General features: G+C 60.5%; 22 protein-coding genes. 16 read left to right on the top strand and 6 right to left on the bottom strand.

Annotated features, from left to right (window positions below; genetic code table 11):
* The first annotated feature begins 112 nt into the window (after positions 1-112).
* From OIS53_RS04485 to OIS53_RS04470, 4 genes are all read left to right on the top strand, one after another.
* Positions 113-1807 (top strand): S8 family serine peptidase, encoded by a 1695-nt coding sequence (locus OIS53_RS04485; protein ID WP_264681197.1) that lies wholly within the window; start codon positions 113-115, stop codon positions 1805-1807.
* Between the two features lie 147 nt (positions 1808-1954).
* Positions 1955-2278 carry a hypothetical protein gene (locus OIS53_RS04480; protein WP_264681196.1) on the top strand — a complete coding sequence of 108 codons (324 nt, stop codon included), beginning with the start codon at positions 1955-1957 and terminating at the stop codon, positions 2276-2278.
* Positions 2279-2470: 192 nt separating this feature from the next.
* On the top strand, positions 2471-3160 hold the full coding sequence (rpe, locus tag OIS53_RS04475; RefSeq protein ID WP_264682301.1) for a ribulose-phosphate 3-epimerase: 690 nt from the start codon (positions 2471-2473) through the stop codon (positions 3158-3160).
* A gap of 3 nt (positions 3161-3163) precedes the next feature.
* Positions 3164-5716: a TonB-dependent receptor gene (locus OIS53_RS04470; RefSeq protein ID WP_264681195.1), complete on the top strand. Its 2553-nt coding sequence runs from the start codon at positions 3164-3166 to the stop codon at positions 5714-5716.
* Between the two features lie 711 nt (positions 5717-6427).
* Here OIS53_RS04470 and OIS53_RS04465 read toward each other — a convergent pair.
* From OIS53_RS04465 to OIS53_RS04455, 3 genes are all read right to left on the bottom strand, one after another.
* Positions 6428-7213, bottom strand: a complete 786-nt coding sequence (locus OIS53_RS04465; protein ID WP_264681194.1) for a sterol desaturase family protein — start codon at positions 7211-7213, stop codon at positions 6428-6430.
* Positions 7214-7283: 70 nt separating this feature from the next.
* Positions 7284-7850, bottom strand: a complete 567-nt coding sequence (locus OIS53_RS04460; protein ID WP_264681193.1) for a Crp/Fnr family transcriptional regulator — start codon at positions 7848-7850, stop codon at positions 7284-7286.
* Positions 7851-7877: 27 nt separating this feature from the next.
* Positions 7878-8840, bottom strand: coding sequence for a DUF2911 domain-containing protein (locus tag OIS53_RS04455; protein WP_264681192.1), 963 nt, complete (start codon positions 8838-8840; stop codon positions 7878-7880).
* 530 nt (positions 8841-9370) lie between these two features.
* On the opposite strand from OIS53_RS04455, the gene hisG reads away from it, so the two are divergent.
* The 12 genes from hisG to OIS53_RS04395 all read left to right on the top strand — a co-directional run bounded on the left by hisG (position 9371) and on the right by OIS53_RS04395 (position 20600).
* Positions 9371-10222: an ATP phosphoribosyltransferase gene (hisG, locus tag OIS53_RS04450; protein WP_264681191.1), complete on the top strand. Its 852-nt coding sequence runs from the start codon at positions 9371-9373 to the stop codon at positions 10220-10222.
* Positions 10223-10337: 115 nt separating this feature from the next.
* Positions 10338-11669, top strand: a complete 1332-nt coding sequence (hisD, locus tag OIS53_RS04445) for a histidinol dehydrogenase (RefSeq protein ID WP_264681190.1) — start codon at positions 10338-10340, stop codon at positions 11667-11669.
* A gap of 152 nt (positions 11670-11821) precedes the next feature.
* Entirely contained in the window at positions 11822-12874 is a 1053-nt protein-coding gene (gene hisC, locus OIS53_RS04440) for a histidinol-phosphate transaminase (RefSeq protein WP_264681189.1), read from the top strand.
* Between the two features lie 116 nt (positions 12875-12990).
* Positions 12991-14103 (top strand): bifunctional histidinol-phosphatase/imidazoleglycerol-phosphate dehydratase HisB, encoded by a 1113-nt coding sequence (hisB, locus tag OIS53_RS04435; protein WP_264681188.1) that lies wholly within the window; start codon positions 12991-12993, stop codon positions 14101-14103.
* Positions 14104-14301: 198 nt separating this feature from the next.
* Positions 14302-14892, top strand: a complete 591-nt coding sequence (gene hisH / locus OIS53_RS04430) for an imidazole glycerol phosphate synthase subunit HisH (RefSeq protein ID WP_264681187.1) — start codon at positions 14302-14304, stop codon at positions 14890-14892.
* A gap of 155 nt (positions 14893-15047) precedes the next feature.
* Positions 15048-15764 (top strand): 1-(5-phosphoribosyl)-5-[(5-phosphoribosylamino)methylideneamino]imidazole-4-carboxamide isomerase, encoded by a 717-nt coding sequence (hisA, locus tag OIS53_RS04425; RefSeq protein WP_264681186.1) that lies wholly within the window; start codon positions 15048-15050, stop codon positions 15762-15764.
* A 133-nt stretch (positions 15765-15897) separates the two neighbouring features.
* Entirely contained in the window at positions 15898-16656 is a 759-nt protein-coding gene (gene hisF / locus OIS53_RS04420; RefSeq protein ID WP_264681185.1) for an imidazole glycerol phosphate synthase subunit HisF, read from the top strand.
* A 107-nt stretch (positions 16657-16763) separates the two neighbouring features.
* Complete coding sequence (hisIE, locus tag OIS53_RS04415; protein WP_264681184.1) at positions 16764-17402, top strand: bifunctional phosphoribosyl-AMP cyclohydrolase/phosphoribosyl-ATP diphosphatase HisIE; 639 nt, start codon at positions 16764-16766, stop codon at positions 17400-17402.
* A 246-nt stretch (positions 17403-17648) separates the two neighbouring features.
* Positions 17649-17927, top strand: a complete 279-nt coding sequence (locus tag OIS53_RS04410) for a hypothetical protein (protein WP_264681183.1) — start codon at positions 17649-17651, stop codon at positions 17925-17927.
* Positions 17928-18125: 198 nt separating this feature from the next.
* The gene (locus OIS53_RS04405) at positions 18126-18983 is read left to right on the top strand and encodes an oxidoreductase (RefSeq protein WP_264681182.1); all 858 of its coding nucleotides are present in this window, start codon (positions 18126-18128) and stop codon (positions 18981-18983) included.
* Positions 18984-19172: 189 nt separating this feature from the next.
* On the top strand, positions 19173-19931 hold the full coding sequence (locus tag OIS53_RS04400; RefSeq protein ID WP_264681181.1) for a glycosyltransferase: 759 nt from the start codon (positions 19173-19175) through the stop codon (positions 19929-19931).
* Positions 19932-19940: 9 nt separating this feature from the next.
* Positions 19941-20600, top strand: coding sequence for a lipid-A-disaccharide synthase N-terminal domain-containing protein (locus OIS53_RS04395; RefSeq protein ID WP_264681180.1), 660 nt, complete (start codon positions 19941-19943; stop codon positions 20598-20600).
* A 57-nt stretch (positions 20601-20657) separates the two neighbouring features.
* On the opposite strand, the gene OIS53_RS04390 is transcribed toward OIS53_RS04395, so the two are convergent.
* The 3 genes from OIS53_RS04390 to OIS53_RS04380 all read right to left on the bottom strand — a co-directional run bounded on the left by OIS53_RS04390 (position 20658) and on the right by OIS53_RS04380 (position 24870).
* Positions 20658-21647 carry a GDP-mannose 4,6-dehydratase gene (locus tag OIS53_RS04390; protein ID WP_264681179.1) on the bottom strand — a complete coding sequence of 330 codons (990 nt, stop codon included), beginning with the start codon at positions 21645-21647 and terminating at the stop codon, positions 20658-20660.
* A gap of 175 nt (positions 21648-21822) precedes the next feature.
* The gene (locus OIS53_RS04385; protein WP_264681178.1) at positions 21823-22878 is read right to left on the bottom strand and encodes a hypothetical protein; all 1056 of its coding nucleotides are present in this window, start codon (positions 22876-22878) and stop codon (positions 21823-21825) included.
* A gap of 846 nt (positions 22879-23724) precedes the next feature.
* On the bottom strand, positions 23725-24870 hold the full coding sequence (locus OIS53_RS04380; RefSeq protein WP_264681177.1) for a tetratricopeptide repeat protein: 1146 nt from the start codon (positions 24868-24870) through the stop codon (positions 23725-23727).
* Positions 24871-24908 lie beyond the last annotated feature (38 nt).

Genomic DNA, 24908 nt, shown 5'->3' with positions numbered 1-24908 from the left:
GTAGGGCCAGCCGCTTGCTCGTTGAACAGGCCCGGATGCTCGGCAGAAAAGTGCAATTCTCCTGGAATCCTGCGTAACTTCCGCCTGCTTACCAGGCGACTTGGTGATACCTATGCACTTCCCCCGGCTTCTTCTCTTGGCCAGCCTGTGGGCGCCGGCGGCACTGGCCGCCCCCACGCGTCCGCACGACCCGCCCCCAGCCTCGAATCGGCCGACGGGCACCGTCCGCCGGCACCTGCTCTACTTTCAGGACAAGGCGAATTCGCCCTACAGCCTAGCCCAGCCCCAGGCCTATTTGTCGGCGCGGGCCGTGCAGCGGCGGCAGCGCCAAGGCATTGCCGTGCAGCCCCGCGACCTGCCCGTGAACCCCGGCTACGTGGCCCAGGTAAAGGCCGTGCCGGGCGCCGAGCTGTGGTACACCTCGCGCTGGTTTAACGCGGCCGTGGTAGCCTGCGACTCGGCCACGCTCACCCGGCTGCAAGCCCTGCCCTGCGTGAAAACCGTGCGCACGCTCAACCGCGGCCTGCCCGGCACCCGCAAGCACGGCATTGCCGAGCAGCGGCCCGACCTGCGCCGCGGCACCCGCCCCCAGTACGGTGCGGCCTACGCTCAAAACCAGCAGGTAGGGGCCTTGCAGATGCACGAGGCCGGCTTCCGGGGCGAAGGCCTGCACATTGCGGTGTTCGACAGTGGGTTTCCCGGCGTCGACCAGGCCGCGCCCTTCGCCCACCTGCGGCAGGAGCAGCGCCTGGCCAGCACCTTCAACTTCGTGGATAAGCAAGCCAACGTCTTTCAGCGCGACCAGCACGGCACCCGGTGCTTGTCGGTGCTGGCGGCCGACCAGCCGGGCTTGTTCGTGGGCACGGCGCCCAAGGCTAGCTACCACCTGTTCATCACCGAAGACACCGGCTCCGAGCATCCGGTGGAGGAAATGAACTGGCTGCTGGCCGCCGAGCGGGCCGATTCGGCCGGGGTGGACATTATCAGCTCCTCGCTGGGCTACAGCACCTTCGACTATCCGTCGATTGACTACACCTACAACGACCTGAACGGCCGCACGGCCATTTCGACGCGGGCGGCCACCGTGGCGGCCCGTGTGGGCATGCTGGTGGTGAACAGCGCCGGCAACGAGGGCGCCCATCAGTGGCGCTACATCCTTGCCCCCGCCGACGCCGATTCTATTCTGACTGTGGGGGCCGTGGATTCGCTTTCCACCTACGCCGGCTTCAGCTCCCGCGGGCCCACTGCCGACGGGCGCATCAAGCCCAACCTGGCCGCCATGGGCGCGCAAACGGCCGTGCTGACGCCCGACGGCGCGGTGGTGCGCGGCAACGGAACGTCGTATGCGTGCCCGGTGCTGGCGGGCGTGGCGGCGGGCTTCTGGCAGGCTAACCCCCGGCTCACGGCCCAGCAGGTCATCAGCTTGCTCCAACGCTCGGGCACGCGCGCCACCGCGCCCGATGACGAAGTGGGCTACGGCGTGCCCAACTTCGGGCGAGCTTACAACCTGGCCAATCCCGGCACGCCGCTGCCCGTAGCCGGCCCGGCGCCCCGCGCCGACCTGTACATCTACCCCAACCCCACCAAGGACAACGAGCTGTACTTGCAGTTGAGCGCCCCGTTCCGGGCCCAGCCGCTGCTGGTGCGCATTTACGATGGCCGGGGCAGCCTGGTAGCTGAGCAGAAGTTGGCTCCCACTACTGCTTCAGAAGTGCAGTTGCAGCCGGGCATTTTGTCTAAGGGCGCCTACACCTGCATCGTTACGGCGGGGCGGGAGCAGCGCACGATACGGTTTTTGAAGCTCTAGTTCGTTGTTGGCAAGAGGATTAGAAGATATTGGCTAAAGTAATTAGCGAATTGCGTAATTATTTAGCTTTGGCGGACTCCTTTTGTTGCTGAATGTGTTATTTTAGCCACCTGATTCAGCTTAACAGCCCATTTTCTCTCTTCCCGTATGTTGCAAATGATGGTCACCAAGCGCCTGGGGCGCCGGCAGTTTCACTTTACCGTGCAGGGTGCCAATTTTCACGAAGTTGTGGCCGAGTATGACCGGCTGAGTTTCCCGGACGTGGCCAAGTGCGGCCTCTGCGGCTCCGACAACCTCGACCTCACCGCCCGCGTGGCCCAGGACAAGTTCAAGTACACCTCCCTGAAATGCCTGGATTGCCGCGGCGACGTGACCTTCGGCAAGCGCCAGGACGACGACCAGACCGTGTTTCTGCGTAAAACCGAAGACGGCAAGCTCGATTGGCGCGTCTGGGAAAAGGAAGCCAAGTAAGCAGCGGGCGGCAAACTTTGCCGCCCGACTATAAAATAAGCCCCTGACGCCGGCGTTGGCGTCAGGGGCTTTTGCATGTGGTGCCGTTTTCAGTGGGCAAAAACCGGCAGCCGAGGGTAGCGGCCCGCCACAAGGCAGCTACCTCATCCCGAGGCTATTTCCTACCTTCGCAGCATGAACCCAACCCGTCGTATGGCGCCGCTGCTGGCGCCTTCGCTTCTGGCCGCCGACTTCGGCAACCTGCAATCCGAAACCGAGCGCCTGGCCGGCAGCGCCGCCGACTGGCTGCACTGCGACGTGATGGACGGGCGGTTTGTGCCCAACATTTCCTTTGGCCTGCCGGTGCTGCAAGCCATCCACCGCCACGCCCGCCAGCCCCTGGACGTGCACCTCATGATTGAGGAGCCCCAGCACTACCTGGCCGCCTTCCGCGACGCCGGCGCCACCACCCTCACGGTGCACTACGAAGCCTGCCCCCACCTGCACCGCGTTGTGCAGCAAATCAAGCAGCTGGGCTGCCGCGCCGGGGTGGCCCTGAACCCCCACACGCCGGTGTGGGTGCTCGAAGAAGTGGCCGCCGACCTCGATTTGGTGTGCGTGATGTCGGTAAACCCTGGCTTCGGCGGCCAGGCTTTCATCCCGAACACCCTGCGCAAAGTGGCGGCCCTCAAGGAGCTGCTGGTGGACAGCGGCTCGGAGGCCCTGATTGAAATTGATGGGGGCGTGAGCCTCGACAACGCCGCCGCCCTGGTGGAAGCCGGTGCCGACGTGCTGGTGGCCGGCTCCTTCGTGTTCAACTCGCCCGACCCGGTAGCGACGCTGGCCCAGATGCGGGAGCAGCTGTCGGCCCTGGTAGCGCCCCCGCCCCCCGACTACCGCTAGCCCATGCGGCCCTTTCTGCCCTTGTTAAGCCAAGCGCCGCTGCTCCGGCTGGCTCTGCGCGCCAGTGTGCTGGCCGGGCCGGCGCTGCTGGCTGCGCCCTTCCGGCCCGTGGCCGTGGCCCAGCAGGCCGCCCGCGTGCTGGTAACGGGCACGGTGCTGGACGCCGCCGGCCAGCCCTTGGGCCAGGTGGCGGTAGGAGTGGAGGGCCTGCCCGGCGGCACCAGCACCGACGACCGGGGCCGGTTTGCCGTGAGCGTGGTACGCCCGCTGGGCGGGCGCCCGCCCGTGCTGGTGGTGCGGCGCCTGGGCTTCGCCACCCAGCGCCTGCCCCTCGACCTGGACCAGCAGCGGGAACTCAGCATCACGCTGCTTGAAGACTCCCGGGCCCTCGACAACGTAACCATCCGCGGCCGCTCCGACGCCGCCGACACCCGCGAGCAAGTCAGCATCATTCCCCTGGACCCGCGCGCGGCCAAGGAGCTGCCCTCGCCCTTCGGCGACTTCACGGCCATTCTGAAAACCCTGCCCGGCGTGGCCAGCACCAACGAGCTGACCAGCACCTACTCGGTGCGGGGCGGCAACTACGAGGAAAACCTGGTCTACGTCAACGGCTTCGAGGTGTACCGGCCGTTTCTGGTGACGGCGGCGGCCCAGGAGGGGCTGAGCTTCGTGAATCCCGACCTGGTGAACCGGGTGGAGTTTTCGAGCGGGGGCTGGCAGCCCAAGTACGGCGACCGGCTGTCGTCGGTGCTCGATGTTGAGTACAAGCAGCCCACGCGGTTTGCGGCCTCGGCCACGGGCAGCCTGGTGGGCGGTACGGCCCACGTGGAGGCGGCCTCCCCCAACCAGCGGGTGCGCTACCTGGCCGGGGTGCGCTACAAAAACGCCACCTACGTGCTGCGCACCCTGCGCCAGCAGCAAGGCGGCTTCAACCCCACCTTCTACGACGCGCAAAGCCTGATTACGGTGGCCCTGGGCCCGAAAAGCAACCTGGAGCGCACTACATTAAGTTTGCTGAACACGGTGGCCCATAACGACTTCCGCTTCAACCCCGAAAGCGGCGAGGCCACCTTCAGCACGGCGGTCAACCAGCTCAGCCGTCTCAATATTGGCTATCAGGGGCGGGAGCGAATGCAGTACGACACCTACCAGGGCGGCCTGAGCCTACGCCACGAGCTGCGGCCCACCCTGCGCGCCGAGCTGCTGGCCGGCTTGCTCTATTCGCGTGAGTTTGAGTACCGCGACGTCGAAGCCGCCTACCGCCTGGCCGACATCAACCGGGACCCCAACTCGCCCGACTTCAACCTGCCCATCCGCCAGCGCGACGTGGGGGCGCGCTTCGACCACTCGCGCAACAACCTCACGGCCCTGCTGGCCACGCTGGAAACCCGCGGCACCTGGACGCCCGGCCTCCGCCACGCCGTGCGCTGGGGCCTTAAGGCCGGGCGGGAGCAGATCAAGGATGTACTGAACGAGTACAGCTTCGTGGATTCGGCCGACTTCGTGCCCGATGCCCGCCGCACCCGCCTGCGCTCCAGCCTGGACCTGGAAAGCACCCGCCTCCAGGGCTACGTGCAGCACACCTGGCAGCTCGACACGCTCCGCACGCTCACCTACGGGGCCCGCGTGCACCACTGGACCGTGAATGGGCAGACCACCTTCAGCCCCCGCCTGCAGTATGCATTCCGGCCGGCCCGCCGCCCGCAGGTAGCCTGGAAAGCTGCCGCCGGCGTGTACGTGCAGCCGCCGTTTTACCGGGAGCTGCGCGCCCAGGCCGGCGCCCCGCAAAACCAGCAGGGCGTGCTGAACCCGGAGCTGCGGGCCCAACGCTCCTACCACCTTATTGTGGGGCAGGAGCGGCGCTTCCGCCTGCGCAATCGGCCGTTCCAGCTAACGGCCGAGGCCTACTACAAGTACCTGACCGACGTGGTCCCTTACGACGTGGACAACGTGCGCCTGCGCTACTTTGCCCGCAACAACGCCAAGGCCTACGCCGCCGGCCTCGACACGCGGGTGAGCGGGGAGTTTGTGCCCGGCGTGGAATCGTGGTTCAGCCTGGGCGTGCTGACTACCCGCGAAAACCTGACCGCCGACTCGCTGAGTGTATTTGACGCCGATGGCCAGCTGATTGGGCGGGAGTCCAAGGGTTTCATTCGCCGGCCTTCCGACCAGCGCGTCACGTTCGGGGCGTTTTTCCAGGACCAGCTGCCGGGCAACCCCTCGGTGAAGGGCTACGTGAACTTCGTGTTCGGGACGGGGCTGCCCTTCAGCCCGCCCACGCTGCCGGAGCTGCGCGGCACCAGCCGCCTCACGCGCGCCTACCGCCGCGTCGACCTAGGCTTCTCCAAGGTGGTGAGCCTGCACACGGGTAATGAGCAAACCCGCCGCCCCGGCCAGCTGGAAAGCCTCTGGCTGGGCCTGGAAATCCTGAACGTGCTGGGCGCCAATAACCTGGCTGGCTACAGCTACATCCAGGACCTGAACGCCCGCACCTACGCCGTGCCTAACTTCCTTTCCCGCCGCCTCGTCAACCTGCGGGTTATTGCCAGGTTTTGAGGTGGAGTCTTAGGGGTAACGAGTAAGTGAGGATTTACGCAAGGTCGGCTCCTGGTAACATCAGTAGCTAAAAAGGGAATCGTAATGGCGGCCAGCTCCCAGCCCGTTAGAAAAATGCAGATGGACAAATAGCAGCACAGGAAACAAAAGGATGGCTGTTATTCTACTAAAGAGAGTTTCTTGTCGGTCTCGGATCAGTAAGATGATGAGCATGAGGTAGGAGGGAATCAGTCCATAGAGCAGGAAAAGGAACATAAAGCCAAATCCCTCCGCATCGTGAGTTCCTCCAGCGTACAGTTTTGTGCCTACGTCGTGCACAGAAACTACAAAGGCAATAAGGAACACTTTTGTAATGGACTTTCCCCCAGGCCCCGCAGTGCCAATCAGACACGCTGCGGCACTCACAACCGCCGGGGTTAGCAGTATGCCATTAGGAGGAAAGAAATGCCCGATTACGTTATTGATAAGTGCAAGAGCTAGGGATAAGAGTGTGGCCGTTGGCAGAGGCAAATTGACGCCTAACCTCTTCTTTATGAGCGTGAACCATAGCCCAATGGTCAGGAATGCTAGGAATGGAGAAAGTAACGAAAGTAACACGAGCAGCAGGAGTTAAAGGCGAGTTATGATGTGTTTGCGTCCTGAAAATCTCAGCTGGCAGCTGTGGTCAACTAAGTGGGCTTATGCGGCTACGACGCGAAAACTGCCTGGCAGTTAGCTTTTATGCACGTCCCGAAAGCGTAGCATGGAGCCAAGCTGTTCTTCTTTCTCCGGGTCGAAGCCGCAGGTAGCCTGGAAAGTGGCGGGGTTGCGGTAGGTACCGAACAGCCAGTCCCAGACGACCAGGTCGCCGTAATTGTGGCTGTGCTGCTGGTACTGATGATGGACGCGGTGCATCTCAGGCCGCTGGAAAATGTAGCCGACCCAGCGCGGCGTGCGCACGTTGGTGTGGTAGAAGAACTCGCCCAAGGCCGTGCACAGCGTGTAGACGGCGCCACCCGCCGGATCCAGTCCGAGCAGCGTGTACACCAGCAAGCCGCCAATCAGCGAGTTGACGGTCATTTCCAGCGGATGCTTGTAGAAGGAGGTAATGACCTCGAGGCGCTGCGGGCTGTGGTGAATTTGGTGGAAATGCAGCCACAGAAAATCCTGGGTGTGGCGCCAGCGGTGCCACCAATAGAACACAAACGTGGCCACCACATAGGCCAGCAGTCCGCCCGCTACCGGCTCGAGGTAGCGCGACACGTGCAGGAGCGAGTACGCCGAAAACCACTTTTCCCAGGTGAGGCCCGCCACCACAACCACTAGCAGCTGGGCTAGGTTGATGGTGAGTACCCGCAGGGGCCACGTGGGTACGTGGGGCAGCTTCCAGCCCGGCACCAGGCGCTCCAGCAAGAAGCAGAATGCAAAGGCGCCAAAAATAACCGTGAGCAGGGGTGGCGGGCTCCAATTCAGCTCACTCACGGTTGACACGGATAATGGAAACGGGGAGATAGGCATGACATTGAACATGAGGGTGAAACCATGTTCCAAAAGTCAGCTCTCTACCGGCCATTGCGCTTGACATTTGTCAAGAACGGCGGGCGCGCAAGCGGCTCAGGGTTTCGGGCGTAATGCCCAGGTGGGAAGCCAGCATCTTGAGCGGCACCCGCTGAAAAATGTCCGGAAACTCCTGCAAAAGCAGATGATAGCGTTCCGTGGCCGACAGCATCCGCAGGTGCAGGGCCCGCCGCTCACTAAGCACGTAGTACTTTTCCGTCAGCACCCGGCCCACAAAGTTGAACTCGGGAAACTGCCGATACAGCTGCTGCAGCTGCTCATACCCCAACGACCACACCACGCCCGCCGTTAGGGCCTGTAGATATTCCTGGGATGGCTGGCGGGAGAGAAAGCTCAGAATCGAAATCACGAAGTCGCCGTCCCGCATAAACCACGACGTCACTTCCTTGCCATCCTTCAAGTAAAAGCCGCGCACCAGGCCCTGCTCCAGAAAGTAAAGCCGCTGCGCCGTCTGGCCGGGCGCCAGGAGCTGTTCTCCCGGCGCTATTGGTTCCCGCCGAACCAGCTGGCGCAGGGCTGCCTCCAGCGGCGCCGACAAGGGCTGAATGGCGGAGCAAACCCGCAGAAACTCATCCATGCAGCTAAAGGTAGCAGCCTCGCCGCTTCAGTACGCCTTGGCCTGCCACTCGGTGAGGGCGATGCGCATGTTGGGCAGCTGAGACTTGAAGGCAGTGTCTTCCTTGTCGCCGAGCTTGATGGCCCGGCGGGCGTACACGATGGCCGTGCCGAAGTCTTGCTGCTGGGCCAGCAGGCGGGCCTTAATCCAGTTGTTGGTGGCCGCGTCCTGAAGCTTGATGGACTCGTTAATGTAAGTGAGGGCGCGCTCGGGCTGGAGGTTGTTTTGCACCAGGTAGTCGGCGGCCTGGGCCAGCAGCTGCCAGTTGCCGGGGTTTTGCTGGAGCACCTGCTCGATGCCGGCCAGCACCTGGTTGTGCACGTCGGTTTCGATAAGCAGGGTGAGGGTGCGCTTTTCCCAGGTCAGGTTGAGGTGGGCGCCGGTGGGCTTGATGTCGGAAAACCAGTACAGCAGGTTCTCGTGAAACGGCGCCGTTTCGGGCATCACCGGCACCCGAACGATGTCCTGGGCGGCCTGGTAGCCCTCGGTGCCCCAGTGGGTGGTGACGCGGTTGAGCACCAGCTCCCATTCCCGCTCCTGGTGGGGCACCACAAAAAACGAGTACTGCCCGGCCGGAATGGTCTGGCCCCGCAGCAGCACCGGGGTAGAAAAGCGGATGAGCGTGTTTTCGTTGGCTCCGGCCCGCCATACCTGCTCGTAGGGCACCAGGTTGCCCCAGATCGTCCGGCCCCGCACGGAAGGCGCGTGGTAGTCCACTGTTACCTCCGTCAGGCCGAAGGTCTGGGTAACCACGGCGCGCGGGCTGGCCTGGGGCAAAGGCAACTGCACCGGTTGCCCGCTGGCCGGGGCAGCAGGGGCCGCCGGGGTGGCCGTGGGCTCCTGGGGAGCAGGGCTGGTCGGGGCCGGACTCTGGGCCCAGGCTGGGGCCGAGCAGGCCAGCAGGATAGTTACTCCCAGCCCCCAACGGGCTGAAAACCGGGCAAAACGCATAGGCAAGAGGCGTGAGAAAGGAAAGCAGCGGACCGCGTCAGGCTTCGGCGGTTTCTGAAACAATAATGCCAACTTTGCAGTGGCGGGGCATCGGAAACGTAAAGGTGGGGAGGCAAAGTAAAATTCTTCCCGAAAAATTTTCATCTTCCGGATCGGGGTGTACATTTGCCCCGCTATCCGCCAGCCCCGTATGCTTTGCTCCGCGCTTTTTCTGAGCCCCCAGTGCCACCCGGCCGCCCCCGCAGCGGGCCGCCGCCAGGCCGGGCTGTGCGCGTCGCAGCAGCCGAAGCATCACCATCACCACGGGCATCATTCCTCTTTCTAGAGGAATGCACGCATCATATTGACCCCGTTGGGCAAGCCGCACCGTGGCTGGCCGGCCCCCGCAAACCGGTGGCCCGGCCAGCACATGGCCACCCCCAACGCTGGGTCTGCTCCCTGCCCTCACCACCCGATTCCGAATTAGAATTAAGCGGCCCAACCACCGGCCAATTTTTAATTCCTAATTCTTAATTTTTAATTAATTAGACATGCTCCGTCTGGCCATCCAGAAATCGGGCCGCCTCAGCGAAGATTCCCTGAACCTGATTCGGGAATGCGGCATTAGCTTCCTTAGCTCGTCCTACAAGCTCAAAACCGAAGCCACCAACTTCCCCCTGGAAATCCTCTACCTGCGCGACGACGACATTCCCGGCTACGTGCAGGATGGCGTGGCCGACCTGGGCATCGTGGGCCAGAACGTGCTGGTGGAGGCTGGTTTGCCCCACTTGGAGCTGGAAGGCCTGGGTTTCAGCAAGTGCCGCCTGAGCCTGGCCGTGCCCCGCGCCGCCGCCTACGACTCGGTGGCGGACCTGCACGGCAAGAACGTGGCCACCTCGTACCCGCAGATTCTGGGCGCTTACCTGCGGGAGCGGGGCGTGGAGGCCCACCTGCACACCATCAGCGGCTCGGTGGAAATTGCCCCCAGCATCGGGCTGGCCGAGGCTATCTGCGACATTGTGAGCAGCGGCTCCACGCTGCTCGGCAACGGCCTGCGCGAGGTAGAAACCGTGTTTCGCTCCGAAGCTGTGCTCATTGCCCACCAACAGCTGACGGCCGAGAAGCGGGAGCTGCTGGAGCAGTTGCAGTTTCGGATGCAGGCCGTGCGCCGGGCCCGCCGCAACAAATACATCCTGCTGAACGCCCCCGCAGCCGCCCTCGACGCGGTAAAGGCCCTGCTGCCCGGCATCAAGTCGCCCACCGTTACGCCCCTGGCCGAGGAAGGCTGGGTGTCGGTGCAGTCGGTGGTGAACGAGGACGACTTCTGGCACATCACCGGCCAGCTCAAAGCCGTCGGCGCCGAAGGCATCCTGGTGCTGCCCATTGAGAAAATGATTAGTTGAGAAGTGAGAGGCGAGACATGAGAAGTGAGAATCGTTTTACTACACTGCATGCTTCGCCCTACTGACGCCGAACCAAGTCTCACTTCTCGCTTCTAACATCTCACTTCTAACCTAGATGCAACTTATTCACTACCCAGCCCAGGCCGAGTGGGCGGCTTTGCAGCAGCGGGCCATGCAGCAGCAGGCCCAGGACGTGGAGCAGCGCGTGCAGCAGATTTTCGACGATGTGCGCCAGCGCGGCGACGCGGCCCTGCTCGACTACACGCGCCGCTTCGACGGGGTGGAGCTAGCCCAGGGCCTGCGCGTGGGGCCGGAGGAGCTAGCGGCGGCCGCGGCCCAGGTGCCGGCCGCGCTGCAAACTGCCATTCGCCAGGCCCAGGCCAACATTCTGCGGTTTCACAAAGCCCAGGTGCCCCAGGAGGAACGCGTCGAGACCATGCCGGGCGTGACGTGCTGGCGCCGGGCGGTGCCGGTGCAGCGGGTGGGCCTCTACATTCCGGGCGGCACGGCGCCTCTGTTTAGCACCTTGCTTATGCTGGGCGTGCCGGCCCGCCTGGCCGGCTGCCCCGATATTGTGCTCTGCACGCCCCCGCAGCCGGATGGCTCGGTACACCCGGTTATCCTGTTCACGGCCCAGCTGCTCGGCATTACCACCATTGTGAAAGCCGGCGGGGCCCAGGCCGTGGCCGCCCTTAGCGGGGGCACCGAATCGGTACCGGCCGTAGACAAAATTTTCGGGCCCGGCAACCGCTACGTCACGGCCGCCAAGCAGCTGGCCACCCGCTACGGCGTGGCCATCGACATGCCGGCCGGCCCGTCCGAAGTGCTCATCATTGCCGACAGCTCAGCTAGCCCCGCCTTCGTGGCCGCCGACCTGCTCAGCCAGGCCGAGCACGGCCCCGACTCCCAGGTTATCTTGCTGTCGGATTCGCCGGAGGTGCTGGAGAGGACAATGCAAGAGGTAGAACGGCAGCTGCGCGAGCTGCCCCGGGCCGAAGTAGCTGCTCAGGCCCTGACGGAAAGCCGGGCCATTCTGCTGCGTACTCCGGAGGAAATGCTCTACTTCTCGAACCAGTACGCCCCCGAACACCTGATTCTGGCCGTGCGCAACCCCGAGCAGCTGGCCGAGAGCATCACCAGCGCCGGCTCGGTGTTTCTGGGCCACCTTACGCCCGAAGCCGTCGGCGACTACGCCTCGGGCACCAACCATACGTTGCCCACCAACGGCTACGCCCGCAACTATAGCGGCGTGTCGCTGGATTCTTTCCTGAAGAAAATCACCTTCCAGCGCCTCACCCCCGAAGGCCTGCGCCACCTGGGTCCCGTAGTCGAAACCATGGCCGAAGCCGAAGGCCTCCGCGCCCACGCCCGCGCCGTCACGCTCCGCCTGGAGGCGTTGGCTGGCGGGAACCCCACCCCAACCCCTGCCCAACAGGGAGGGGCTTAGAATAGCATCACAACGACAGTTCGTTTCTCTCATTAAACCCTACCGCTTTTTCATGGCAATGCTGATTCGTTGCCAAAGTAAAATAAGCCCCTCCCGCTTGATGCGCGGCATCTTTTGGGGAGGGTTGGGGTGGGGTCCTAAATCCGTGATTTATGTTCAACCTTGCTAGCCTTGTGCGGCCCAATATTCGGGCTATGAAACCGTACTCGTCGGCCCGCGACGAATTCCAGGGCGAGGCCCAGGTCATGCTCGACGCCAACGAGAACAGCCTCGGCAGCGCCGGCCCCGACCGGTTCAACCGTTACCCCGACCCTTTGCAGCGGGCCGTGAAGCAGGAGCTGGCCCGGCTGAAGGGCGTCCGTCCCGAGCAAATCTTCCTCGGCAACGGCTCCGACGAGGCCATTGACTTGCTGGTGCGCCTGACCTGTACGCCGGGCCAGGACAGCCTACTCATCCTGCCGCCCACCTACGGCATGTACGAGGTGGCCGCCAACCTCAACGACGTGCGGGTGGAGCGCCTGCCGCTGACCCCGGATTTCCAGCTCTCGCCCGACATCGTGGCCGGGGTGCTGGCTTCGGAGGCCAAGCTCGTGTGGCTCTGCTCGCCCAACAACCCCACCGGCAACCTGCTCCACGCCGAGTACCTGGAGGAAATCCTGCGCGGCTTCCGCGGGCTGGTGGTGGTAGATGAGGCCTACGCCGACTTCGCCGCCGCGCCCAGCTGGACCACCCGCCTGAGCGAATTCCCGAACCTGGTAGTGCTGCAAACCTTTTCCAAAGCCTGGGGCCTGGCCGGTCTGCGCCTGGGCATGGCTTTCGCCTCGCCCGCCATCATCGGCTACCTCAACAAAATCAAGCCGCCGTACAACGTATCCGCGGCCACCCAGCAGCACGCCCTGGCCGCCCTGCACGACGCGCCCCGCTTCGAGGCGCTGCGTCAGCAGCTGCTCACCGGCCGCGACTGGCTGGCCCAGCGCCTGCCCGCGGTGGATATTGTGGAAGAGGTGTTTCCTTCGGATGCCAACTTCCTGCTGGTGCGCTTCCGCCCCGACGCTACGGCCGTGTACGACTACCTGGTGAGCCGCGGCATCATCGTACGCAACCGCACCACCCAGCCTGGCTGCGCTGGCACGCTCCGCCTCACCGTGGGCACGCCTCAGGAAAACGAGGAACTGCTGCAGGCGCTACGGGAGTTTCCAGGGTAGCGCGAACTTTAGCTACGCGGATCGTCGGTTGTAGTTCCGTAGTAGCGAGTGGCTCATATGGCACGCATTCTTTGACTTACCAAGTGCGAACTAAACAGTTTGCGCTACACCCACACATGAAAAAAGTTCTCTTCATTGACCGTGACGGTACCATCCTCATCGAGCCCCAGCCCAGCCAGCAGATTGACGCGCTGACGCCGGACAAGTTTCAATTTGTGCCGGGCGCTGTTACCGGGCTGGCCCGCATTGCCCGGGAGCTGGACTATGAGCTGGTGCTGGTCAGCAACCAGGATGGCCTCGGCACCGGGAGCTTCCCGGAAGACACCTTCTGGCCGGCCCACCAGCTCATGCTCGACGTGCTGCGCGCGGAAGGCGTGGCGTTTGCGCGGGAGCATATCGACCGGAGCTTTCCGCACGAGAACCTGCCCACCCGCAAGCCCGGCACCGGCATGTTGCAGCAGTACCTGGGCGAGGCCAGCGGCTACGACCTGCCAAACTCCTTCGTCATCGGCGACCGGCTGACCGATGTGGAGCTGGCCCAGAACCTGGGCTGCCAGGCCATCTTGCTCCGGCCGGAAGGGGAGGGGGACCCGCGCGCGGTCCTGACGACCATGAGCTGGGAGAAGATCTACCAGTTTCTGCGCCTGCCGGCCCGCACCGCCCTAGTGCAGCGCGACACCAACGAAACCAAGATTCGCATCGAGCTGAACCTGGACGGGCAGGGGCGCCCCGACATGCACACCGGCCTGGGCTTCTTCGACCACATGCTCGACCAGCTCAGCAAGCACTCCGGCGTGGACATGCGCATCACCGTGCAGGGCGACCTGCACATCGACGAGCACCACACCATCGAAGACACGGCCATTGCCCTGGGCGAGGCCTTCACTCAGGCCCTGGGCGACAAGCGCGGCCTGGCCCGCTACGGCTTCCTACTGCCCATGGACGACGTGCTGGCCCAAGCCGCCATCGACTTCTCAGGCCGCCCCTGGCTGGTGTGGGAGGCTGAGTTTAAGCGCGAGAAAATAGGGGACATGCCTACCGAAATGTTTTACCATTTCTTCAAGAGCTTTTCCGATGCCGCCCGCTGCAACCTCAACATCAAAGCCGAGGGGCAGAACGAGCACCATAAAATTGAAGCCATCTTCAAGGCCGTAGCCAAGTCCATCAAAATGGCGTTGGTGCGCGACGCCGGCCGCATGGAAATACCTAGCACGAAGGGGGTTCTGTAGTTTACCCATATGTTTAAACATATGGGTAAGCCGTCTCTAAATTCTCCCAGCTGATAGTTGACGCCTGGCATGACGGTTGTTTCTGTTGTTCTTCGCCTAACGTGCAAAGTCAAGCTCGCCTGATTTTGACAGTACGAATCAGATTTTTCAAATGTTAAAACAAATGGATAAGGCCTCAACTAGTTCTGTATTTTTCAAATGGAAATAGCAATTGTAGACTACAAAGGCGGCAACGTGCAGTCGGTGCTGTTTGCCCTGGAGCGCCTGGGGGTGCAAGCCACGCTTACGGCCGACCACGAGGTAATCCGGCGGGCCGACAAGGTGCTGTTTCCGGGAGAGGGGGAGGCAGCCTCGGCCATGCGGGAGCTGAGCGCCCAAGGCCTCGACGCTCTGCTGCCCACGCTTACGCAACCCTTCCTGGGTATCTGCCTGGGTATGCAGCTGCTGGGGCGCCACACCCAGGAAGGAGGCGGCACCGAACTGCTCGGCATCCTGCCTTTCGACGTAGTGCGGTTTCCGGCGGCGCCGGAGTATAAGGTGCCGCACATGGGCTGGAATACCCTGCACGCCCTGCACGGTCCGCTCTTCCAGGACCTGCGCGAAGAAGACTACGTGTACTTCGTGCATAGCTACTTCGCCCCGGTGGGCAGCTACACCATTGCCCAGGCCACGTACCCCGCGCCCTTCAGCGCCGCCGTGCAGCATCAGAACTTCTACGCCGTGCAGTTCCACACCGAAAAGAGTGGCCCGGTCGGCACCCGCATCCTGGAAAATTTTCTCAAGCTGTAAGTGCATATTGACCGTCATGCTGAGTCCCGCGAAGCATCTTAGCCAGAAGTAGAGATGCTTACCTACGGCGACCTTCGGTTCGGCTGCGCGGACGCCAGGTCGGACGCCAGATAGAGCAGGACAGTATAGTAGTTCCAGCCCTGAATAACCACCACATGGAAATAATTCCTGCCATTGACCTTATCAACGGGCAGTGTGTGCGCCTGACCGAGGGCGACTTTGCCCAGCAAACCACCTACGACGCCGACCCGCTGGCCGTGGCCCAGCGCTTCGAGCAGCACGGGGTGCGGCGCCTGCACCTGGTCGACCTGGATGGGGCCCGCGCTAAGCGCCCCGTCAACCTGCCGGTGCTGGAGCGCATTGCCCGCCACACGAGCCTGCACATCGACTTTGGTGGGGGACTGCAGAGCGAAGAGGCTGTGCGGCAGGCCTTCGACGCTGGCGCCGGGCAGATTACCGCGGGCAGCATTGCCGTGCGCGAGCCGGCCACCGTAGCCGGCTGGCTGCAGACGTTCGGGGCCGCGCGCGTTATTATTGGGGCCGATTACCGCGACAACCACATTGCCATCAACGCCTGGGCCGAGCAGAGTGAGCGGACCCTGCGGGAGTTTGTGGCCGATTACCTGACCAGTGGCGCCACCACCTTTATCTGCACCGACGTAAGCAAGGATGGCAAGCTCCAGGGGCCGTCGGTGGCTACCTACCAGCAGCTGCGCGAGCAGCTGCCCGCCGCCCGCCTCATTGCCAGCGGCGGCGTCACGACCCTGGCCGACGTGGAAGCCCTGGCCGCCATGGGGATGCATGGCGCCATCATCGGCAAAGCTATTTATGAAGGCACCATTACCCTGGAGCAGTTGCAGCCCTGGCTGTAGTAGTTGGTTTTTGGTGGGTGGTTCTTGGTTGTTGGCTCTTATTGGATAGCATTCCCTATAAGAATCAAAAACAAAATAGAAAGCACCACAACATCAGCCAAAAACCAAAAACCGCCCACCAAAAACCAAGCAAATGCTAACTAAACGAATCATTCCCTGCCTCGATGTGAAGGACGGGCGCACGGTGAAAGGGGTGCGCTTCGAGGGCCTGCGGGACGCCGGCGACCCGGTGGCGCTGGCTTCCCGCTACGCCCGCGAGGGCGCCGACGAGCTGGTGTTTCTCGACATCACGGCCACCAACCAGAAGCGGGCCACGCTGGTGGCCCTGGTGCGCGACGTGGCCCGGGAGCTGGACATTCCCTTCACCGTGGGCGGGGGCATCGGCACGGTAGCCGACGTGGAGGCCCTGCTGCTGAACGGGGCCGACAAAGTAAGCATCAACTCTGCCGCCCTGGCCCGGCCCGAGCTGATTGATGAGCTGGCCGCCCGCTTTGGCAGCCAGTGCATTGTGGTGGCCGCCGATGCCCGCTACCACGCGCCGGAAGGCTGGCAGATTTACACCCGCGCCGGCACTCACAACACCGGCCTCGACGCCGTGCAGTGGTGCCGGGAGGCCGCCGACCGTGGCGCCGGTGAAATCCTGCTCACCAGCATGAGCAACGACGGCACCAAGGATGGCTTTGCGCTGGACCTGACCGGGGCCGTGAGCCGGGCTGTGTCGGTGCCGGTGGTGGCCTCGGGTGGGGCTGGTTCCAAGCAGGATTTCACCCACGTTTTTCAGCAGGCCCAGGCCGACGCTGGGTTGGCTGCCAGTATCTTCCACTTCGGCGAAATCGGCATCCGGGAGCTGAAGGAACACCTGCGCCAGGACGGTATACCGGTTAGGCTGTAACATCTGGTTTTTAGTTAGCGGTTTTTGGCTTTTGGCTCTTGGGCATAAAGTGACGACCGAAAAAAGTAAGAACGACTACCAAAAACCACCCACCACAAACCAAGACAATGGACTTTGCCAAAATGCCCGATGGGCTTATCCCAGTTATTGTACAGGATGCCCACACGGGCCAGGTGCTCATGCTGGGCTACCAGAACGAGGAGGCCCGGCGCGTCACCCAGCAAACGGGCCGCGTCACGTTCTATTCCCGCTCCAAGCAGCGCCTCTGGACCAAGGGTGAAACGTCGGGCCACTACCTCACGGTGGTCAGTGAGCACCCCGACTGTGACCAAGACGCCCTGCTCATCCGGGCTATTCCCGACGGACCCACCTGCCACCGCGGCACCACCAGCTGCTTCGAGCAGCCCGACCAAATGGCCTACCCGGCCCCGGCCGTGAGCTTCGTGGCCGAGCTGGAGCGCCTGGTGCAGCGCCGGCAGCAGTTCCCCGACGAAGACCCGAACTCTTACACCGCCTCGCTCTTTCGCAAAGGCCTGCCTAAGATTGCCCAGAAAGTAGGGGAGGAGGCCGTGGAAACGGTGATTGATGCCGTAGCCGGCAACCGGGAAGGCTTGCAAGGCGAAGCCGCCGATTTGCTGTACCACTTGCTGGTGCTGCTCACCGCCTCCGGCCTGTCGCTCGAGGATGTAGTGCAGGTGCTGCGCCAGCGGCACACTACTATTGCCAGCGGCTTGCGGCGGGAGTAAAGATGAAATACTGTATTATTCTTAGTGATGGTAAACTAGATGTGCCAGAAGTAATGTGTGTATAGTTCAACTCTTAAAACTACTGAACCGACTTTAAAAGCTTTGCTACTTGTTTATGCGTAGTGTGACCAGTTGGAGATAATATTTTTTGGTAGAAGATAAGCTACCGTTAGCGTTTATATTATATTGGCATTGCTCAGAATTCAGTAGCACCTGCGCATTGTTTTCGAATACCTTTTTGCTTGTATGTTCCCTTCTCCCGTTGCGCACGCTATGCGGCTTTGGCAGGATATGCTGGGCCAAGAACACGAAACTCCCCGTTCCTTTCTGTGGCAGAACGTGGAAGATATGGAGCCCGATGAAGCCGGCCCGATTGCCTGGAAAAATCAGCAAGTGAAAACCCGTATCTACTTCCGGGGCGATAAGGTGATTTGCGTGCTGGGCGAGTATACGTACTGGCGGCGGCAGTGGCTGGCATTTGCCCGCTGGCAGCAGGTGCCCCTGCGGCAGACGGGTATCAATTAGGAAGCGCGGGTCCTCAAATAAGAGGTCCAGCAAGCAGCTCCCGAATGGTGCCCGCTTGCTGGGCCTGTTTGAGCGTGAGCCTTTACGAGTAAGATAGAAAAAGCGAACTACCTGAACATTGAATTTCCAGTCTGGTTAAAACGGCAGGCTCCATTTAATGCTTAGTTCCAGCCTCTTCATCTGCACTCGCAAAAGCTCATGAGCAAAACCTACTTCATTACCGGGACCTCCAGCGGCTTTGGTCGCGCCTTAGCCGAAGCCGTACTGGCCGACGGGCACCAGGCCGTGCTAGCCGCCCGCAAGGCCGATTCCGTGGCCGACCTGACCCAGCGTTACCCTGATACCGCCTTGTTCGTGGCTTTAGACGTAACCGACGCCAGCGCGCGCGAGGCTGCCGTGCGCGCGGCGGTGGAGCGGTTCGGGCGGGTAGACGTGCTGGCTAATATCGCCGGGCAAGGCAGCCTGGGCGCAGCGGAAGAGTTTTCCTCCGAGCAGTTGCGGCAGCAAATGGAAGTCAACTTCTGGGGCGCCGCCGAACTCACGCGCGCTTTTCTGCCGACGTTTCGCCGGCAGAAGTCCGGGCACATTCTCAACCTGACTAGCATAGGTGGCCTGGCCGGGGTGGGCGGATTCTCGGCGTACTGCGCCTCGAAGTTCGCCCTGGAAGACTTTTCCGAAGCCCTGCACGACGAAGTAAAGCCGCTGGGCATTCACGTCACCATCGTGGAGCCGGGGGCGTTTCGCACCGAGTTTGCCGGCGACAAAAACATGCGCCCGGCCCAGACCATCGAAGAGTACCAGCCGGTCATTGAGCCCATCCGGCAGTATCTGTACGGCGGGGCCGGCCAGCAGCCCGGCGACCCGCACAAAGCCGCCCTGGCCATGATGGCTGCCGTTGAGTCGGCCGGGCCGCCCCTGCGGCTGATGCTGGGCGCCGATGCCTATGGCCTGTGGGAGAAAAAGCGCGCCGCCCTGGACCAGGAACTCGCCCAATGGCGTTCGGTCGGTGAAAACACGGCCTTTGAGGGCGTCACCGTCGCGCCGGTGGGTGGCTGAGCACGCCTGCGTTTTCCTGTCCTTTTTCATTAAGTGAAATTCCAACCTACCTTGAAGCGCCCAGCCTGGGGTCTGCTTGATGGAAAGTGAGTGGGTAGCGCCCGGCTTATCCGGCTGGGCGCTTTTACGTAGGAGAGGGGCAACGTCTTACTTCTTGAGTACCTTGCCGCCCGTTACCTGCCTGCCCTCATGTCTACTGCCGCCTACCTCGCCCAGCAAAGCCTGACGGTGCTCGTGCCCGTCTTCAACGAAGAAGAGAGCCTGGGGCAGTTTGTGGTGGAAATGGACAAGTTTCTGGCCCTGAGCCCGGTGCCCACCACTGTGCTGTTCATCAACGACGGCTCCACGGATGGTTCCCTGGCCCTGCTCCGCACCATCTGCCAGACTAACCCCCAGTACGAGTACCTGTCGCTGCGCCAGAACCGGGGGCTGAGCACGGCCCTGAAAGCCGGCATCGACCACGCCCGCACCACCCTGATTGGCTACATCGACTCCGACATCCAGACCACCCCGCTCGACTTCCTGGAGTTTCTGCCGTTTTTCCCTGAGTACGATATGGTGAACGGCATTCGGGCCCAGCGCCAGGATACGGTGGTGAAGAAGCTGTCCTCGAAGGTAGCCAACGCCGTGCGCCGCACCCTCATCAACGACGGAATCCAGGACACGGGGTGCCCGCTGAAAATCATCAAGGCGGAATATGCCCGCCGGATTCCGCTGTTTCACGGCATGCACCGGTTTCTGGGGGCGCTGGTGCAGTTGCAGGGTGGGCGCGTGCAGCAGCTGCCGGTGCGCCACTTCCCGCGGTTTGCCGGCACGGCCAAGTACACGCTCTGGAACCGCGCCTGGAAGCCGCTGGTCGATACGTTCGGGTTCCGCTGGATTCGCAGCCGCTGGAAAAACTACGACATCAGTGAGCAGCAGCGGGCCTCCGTTGCCGTGGTCCGCTAGCCTGCTGCCATGAGCCCGCACTCTGTTGCCCTGGCCATTGGACTGGTGTCGCAGCTGCTGTTTTCGAGCCGCATTGTGCTGCAATGGGTGCAGAGCGAGCGGGCCAAGCGCGTACTGGTGCCCACGTTGTTCTGGCAGATTAGCCTGGTGTCCTCGTTTCTGATGATTGTCTATGGTATCCTGCGGCACGACCCCGTGATTCTGGGGGCCCAGCTCATCAGCTACGGTATCTACATCCGCAACCTCCAGCTGCTAGGCGAGTGGAAGAAGCTCAGCCCCTGGTTTCGGGCGGGAGCCTACGCGTTTCCGGTGGCCATGCTGGGGTGGTTTGTGGCCGGCAACCGGCATTTTAGCTTGCAGACCATGCTGGGCCGCCGCATTCCGGGAGGAGTGCTGGTGCTGGGCTTCCTTGGCCAAGCCATCTTTCTGCTCCGCTTCGTCTACCAGTGGCTGTATTCAGAGCGCAAAGGCGAATCGTCTTTGCCCCTGAGCTTCTGGGTTATCAGCTTCGTCGGCTCGGTGCTGATTCTGGTGTACGCCCTCCTACGCCGCGACGAGGTGCTGATCCTCGGCAACATGTTTGGAACGGTGGTCTACGCCCGCAACATCGTGCTGCTACGGCGGCAGCAAGCCCGGCGGCCGGCAGCCCAGCCCGTACAAGAGCCATAGTCAGGCGGCGGCCGGCCAGCACGTAATAGGGTAGGGAAGAGGTGGTGTAAGCGGAAGTTAGACGGACAGCCTTTCCGGTAAGCCAGCCCTGTCCAGCCACTGGATAAATGCGCCTAATCCTTCCCGCAACGAGGTCTGGGGGGCGTAGCCGAGCAGTTGCTGGGCTTTGTGAATGTCGGCGTACGTGACCTCCACGTCTCCGGCCTGCATGGGGTGGTACTCCACCTGGGGTTCAATGCCTAGCACTTGCCCAATTGTCTGAACCAGTTCCAGCAGCGGTACGGGGCGATGGTTGCCCAGGTTAATGGTTTCGTGAACGTGGGTATGTCGCAGTAAATAGTCTACCCCCCGCACGATGCCATCCACGGTGTCCAGCACGTAGGTATAGTCGCGAGCGGTGGTACCGTCGCCAAAGACCGAAATGGGTTGTCCGGCCCGTAGTTGGCGCACAAACCGGTGAATAGCAAGGTCAGGGCGCTGGCGCGGACCATACACGGTAAAAAAGCGGGCATTCAATACATCCAGGCCGTAGAGGTGGTGGTAGGTGTGGGTAAGCTGCTCGCCGGCCAGTTTGGAAGCGGCGTACGGGGATATGCAGGCTGTCAGCACGTCCATGTCTTCCCGGAAGGGGCGGGTGGGGCTGTTACCATACACCGAGGAGGAGGAGGCGAAGAAGAGCTTCTTAATATCACGGTGCCGCATCCATTCCAACAGGTGTGTTGTACCCAGCACATTATTCTCCAAGTAAGCCACGGGGGCCTGTACTGAGGGACCCACACCGGCTTTGGCCGCCAGGTGAATAACTGCAACTAGTGGATCAGCTGGTAAGGCATCCACCAGCGCATCAACGCCATGGCGTAGGTCAGCCTCGTGAAAGCTGAAATGGGGATGTTGCAGGCAGAAGGAAAGATTATGCTGCTTTACACTGCGGCTATAGAATGGGTCAAAATTGTCGAGACCGACAACTCGATATCCCTGCTGAAGCAAATGTTCTGCTACATGCGAGCCAATGAATCCGGCACATCCGGTTACTAGAATGGAAGTCATTTAGGTAGGCGAGGTTGTCACGCAAGACGGTGCGGTGGAAGGAGCAGATACTCAGGATTCATCAAATATTATTGAACGCCTCAATTCACATTAACATAACTAATAAACATACTTAGGAATTTAAGTTTATGAGATAAGGAAGGCTATTCTAGGAGGGAAGAGGTCCGTCCGTATATCAGCTACCTAATCGTCGCCTAATCCTACCCAAGAGTGCCTCAACGATATCCAGATCATCAAGCTCCTGGACAGACAGCTGGGTGTCCATCCCCGGCCCGCTGATGCGTATGGTATAAGCTATGCTCGGGTTTGGTAGCGGAGCCGATGGATCCGCAGCAACCAGATGACCAGCTGGAGGAGTAGGTTGGCTCTGTTGTACCTGTCGTACCGTTGGGGCCAGCTCATTGGCGGCGTGAGCAGCAAGTGAAACAGGATGCGTATTCGTTTCGGCGGCGCTTGAGCCAACAGCTTCATTCTCCGATTCAGACGAAGCAGAAAAATCTTCCTCTAAATCATCTGTATCTAGCCCAAACAGCGACGACACAGCATCCGAACCCCTAGCAGCAGCAGGTACAAAACCTGCTCCAGGGGATAGACTTTCGTTGGACGAGTTGTGAGAGTGAGCTTTCGCCTGTACGGGATGTGATGTTGCGCCCGCTGGAGAGGTACTAACCTGAGGGGGTACTGTCCCGGCTTTGAACAGGTTAGCAGGCATCTCGGTGCTGGAAAGTTCCCGGCGGGGCGCTTGTTGTGCCGCTAGCTGATCAATATCGGCTATGACGTTGCGCTCATCTATGATTCCAGCCATCCGGGCGCCATCAATAAAGGCTTTAGCTACGCTTTGCGCATTTATTTCCTCAACACCAAACTCGCGGATGAGCATGACGTCGAACATATGTACCGGCAACTCCCGGTTGCGAAACTTGCGGCAAATTTGTGTAAAGAGAGGTGGGTGTAAGAACGCTTCACGGTGATAGATTTTCTCCTCCTGCTTATCATACGCATGCTTAATGCGTCGGAAAAGGTTAGTGGTTGTTAGAAACTCCCTTTTGCTTGTTAGTAACCCAAACTTAACGGCTGATCCTATAATGGCTTTAAAAGAGCCACTAACCTTACGGTTTAGCTTTCGGGCTGCCGTCTCAATGGCACACTTGCCACCAGTATCATCTACAACTTCAGCTACTTCCCAAGCCCCTTGATAAGATGTACGTGGGTAGTCAATGGTTTTAGGCATGTGATGAATATATAGTTGGCGATTGTGTAGTAAATATACGAAAGATGGGGCATAAAGTTGAGAATTTTAGTACTAAATAGCAGTATAAAGTATATAAAAGTTTAACTTTATTATACTTTATATACTTTTTTTTACTAATAAGTGTTATTCCACCATGCACTCTTTACCAAATAAGTACCATATACTTTCCAGCACATAGCAACTAGCAACTGGGTAGGGGAAACCTAAATTTTCTTAAACAGGCCTTACGCATCCACAATCGAATACTTGAATAACTCCAGCTGTGAAGCCTATTTTTGTTAGAGTGTCTTAAGGCACGTTAAACATTCACAAATAAGGGACCCGCTTCATATGCAACGAGAAGACACAGAGCTTACCAGCTTCAGCATTAGATTTGACGACCGACCATTGATTCTGTTCACTATTTCAGTTATAGTGCCTGATGCTTCACTAATTATAGAACTATAGAACTCAAAATGCCCACATAGTACATCTGATAACTTAGGGAATAGTCATTGTCAACGAAACTACCATATCCCTTAACACTTAATCTCAACCTCGACATCTCGACACAGCACCAAGTATTCTTCGTGGGTCCGTTGCTCTATTCATCCTACACGGAACGAAAATCAACACCACATCCAGCCTAAGCCCCGCAACTGCAGCTACAAAATGTACCAGTTTGGTACTATTGTACGACAACAGTAGGACCTGACTAACAATATAATTCTGCATAATAATTCTGCATATATGTCTTATAATTTATATTATGTTAAGTTATATCTATAAAGCTAAGCCCAGCACGATGCTGGGCTTAGCTTTATAGAGTCTCCTACCTGCGGGAAGCTATTTCTTATTCAGGCTTTCTAGCTTGGCTGACATCCGCTCTGAATCAGACGTGCGGCCCACGCGCAGATATGCTTTCTGTAAGGAGGAAATGGTAGCCCGGTCATCGGGCTGGATCTGTAGCGCCTTCTCAAAATAAGGTAATGATTCCTGGAAGTATTTCTTGCCGTCGGCCTCGTTCTTCTTGCCTGACTTCTGATACTCAGCCAAGCTCATCTTGCTGGCCTTCGTATAGAGCTCGGCTGCTTTGTTGTAGTTGTACACACCCAGGTTAAAGTTGGCGTCAAAGTTATTCGGATCAACTTCAACGGCTTTCTTATATGCCTCCAGCGCTTTGGCCGGCTGCTTATCCTGGTCGTACACCGAGCCTAGCACAGCATACAGGTTGGAGTTTGTAGGGTCAGCCGCAATGGCTTTTTCAATTTTACTGATGGCTTCCCTACCCCGACCAGCACTCAACTCCATGTTCAGGTCTTCTAACATGAAGCCTTTGTTGTTCGGGTACGCCACCAGCGCCTCTTGAACTACTTTGCGAGCGGCAGCGTCATCCTTTTCCTGGCGGGCAATCTGCAACAAACGGCCGTACATCTGCGGCGACTTGTAGCCAATGCCTTGCAGCTTGCTGTACATATCTTTGGCCGAGCCGAAGTCTTGTTTAGCCTCGGCCGCAAAGGCTGCGTACAGATAGGCCGTGGTGTCCTGCGGGCGAATCTGCTGGGCCATGCGGTACGACTCAATAGCCTTGTCGTACTCCTTGCCATTGTAGCTTTCTACCCCGGCATTCAGCGCCAGGCCGTACAGCCCGTCTAGCTTCTGCGAGGCCAGCTTGCCATATTCTGCATCTTTGCCCTCTAGGGAAATAGCTTTCTGGTACGACTCAAACGCCGTCTTGGTACCTTCACCGGGTGCCAGCGACTTGCCATAAATGGGGCTCGACGCCATGCCTTCGTAAATCTCGCCCCGGGTGTACCAGGTCTTAGCCTTGCCCTGAGTTTTTTCGTGCGTAATAGCCTTGTCAATCTCGGTGCGAGCCTTGTCCAGAGTGCCCTGACGCTGGAACAGAATGGCGTTGGTAACCGCTGAGTTCTGAGCCGAAGCGGTGTGTAGCGCGGCCGCGGTCATCAGGGTCAATAGTATCTTCTTCATGGGAGTAGGTTGAAGAATGGTCGGGTGAATGAAAGGAA

Origin of the sequence: Hymenobacter sp. YIM 151500-1, from assembly GCF_025979885.1 — a bacterium.
GTDB lineage: Bacteria > Bacteroidota > Bacteroidia > Cytophagales > Hymenobacteraceae > Hymenobacter.
This window is presented reverse-complemented; position numbering and strand designations above follow the sequence as displayed.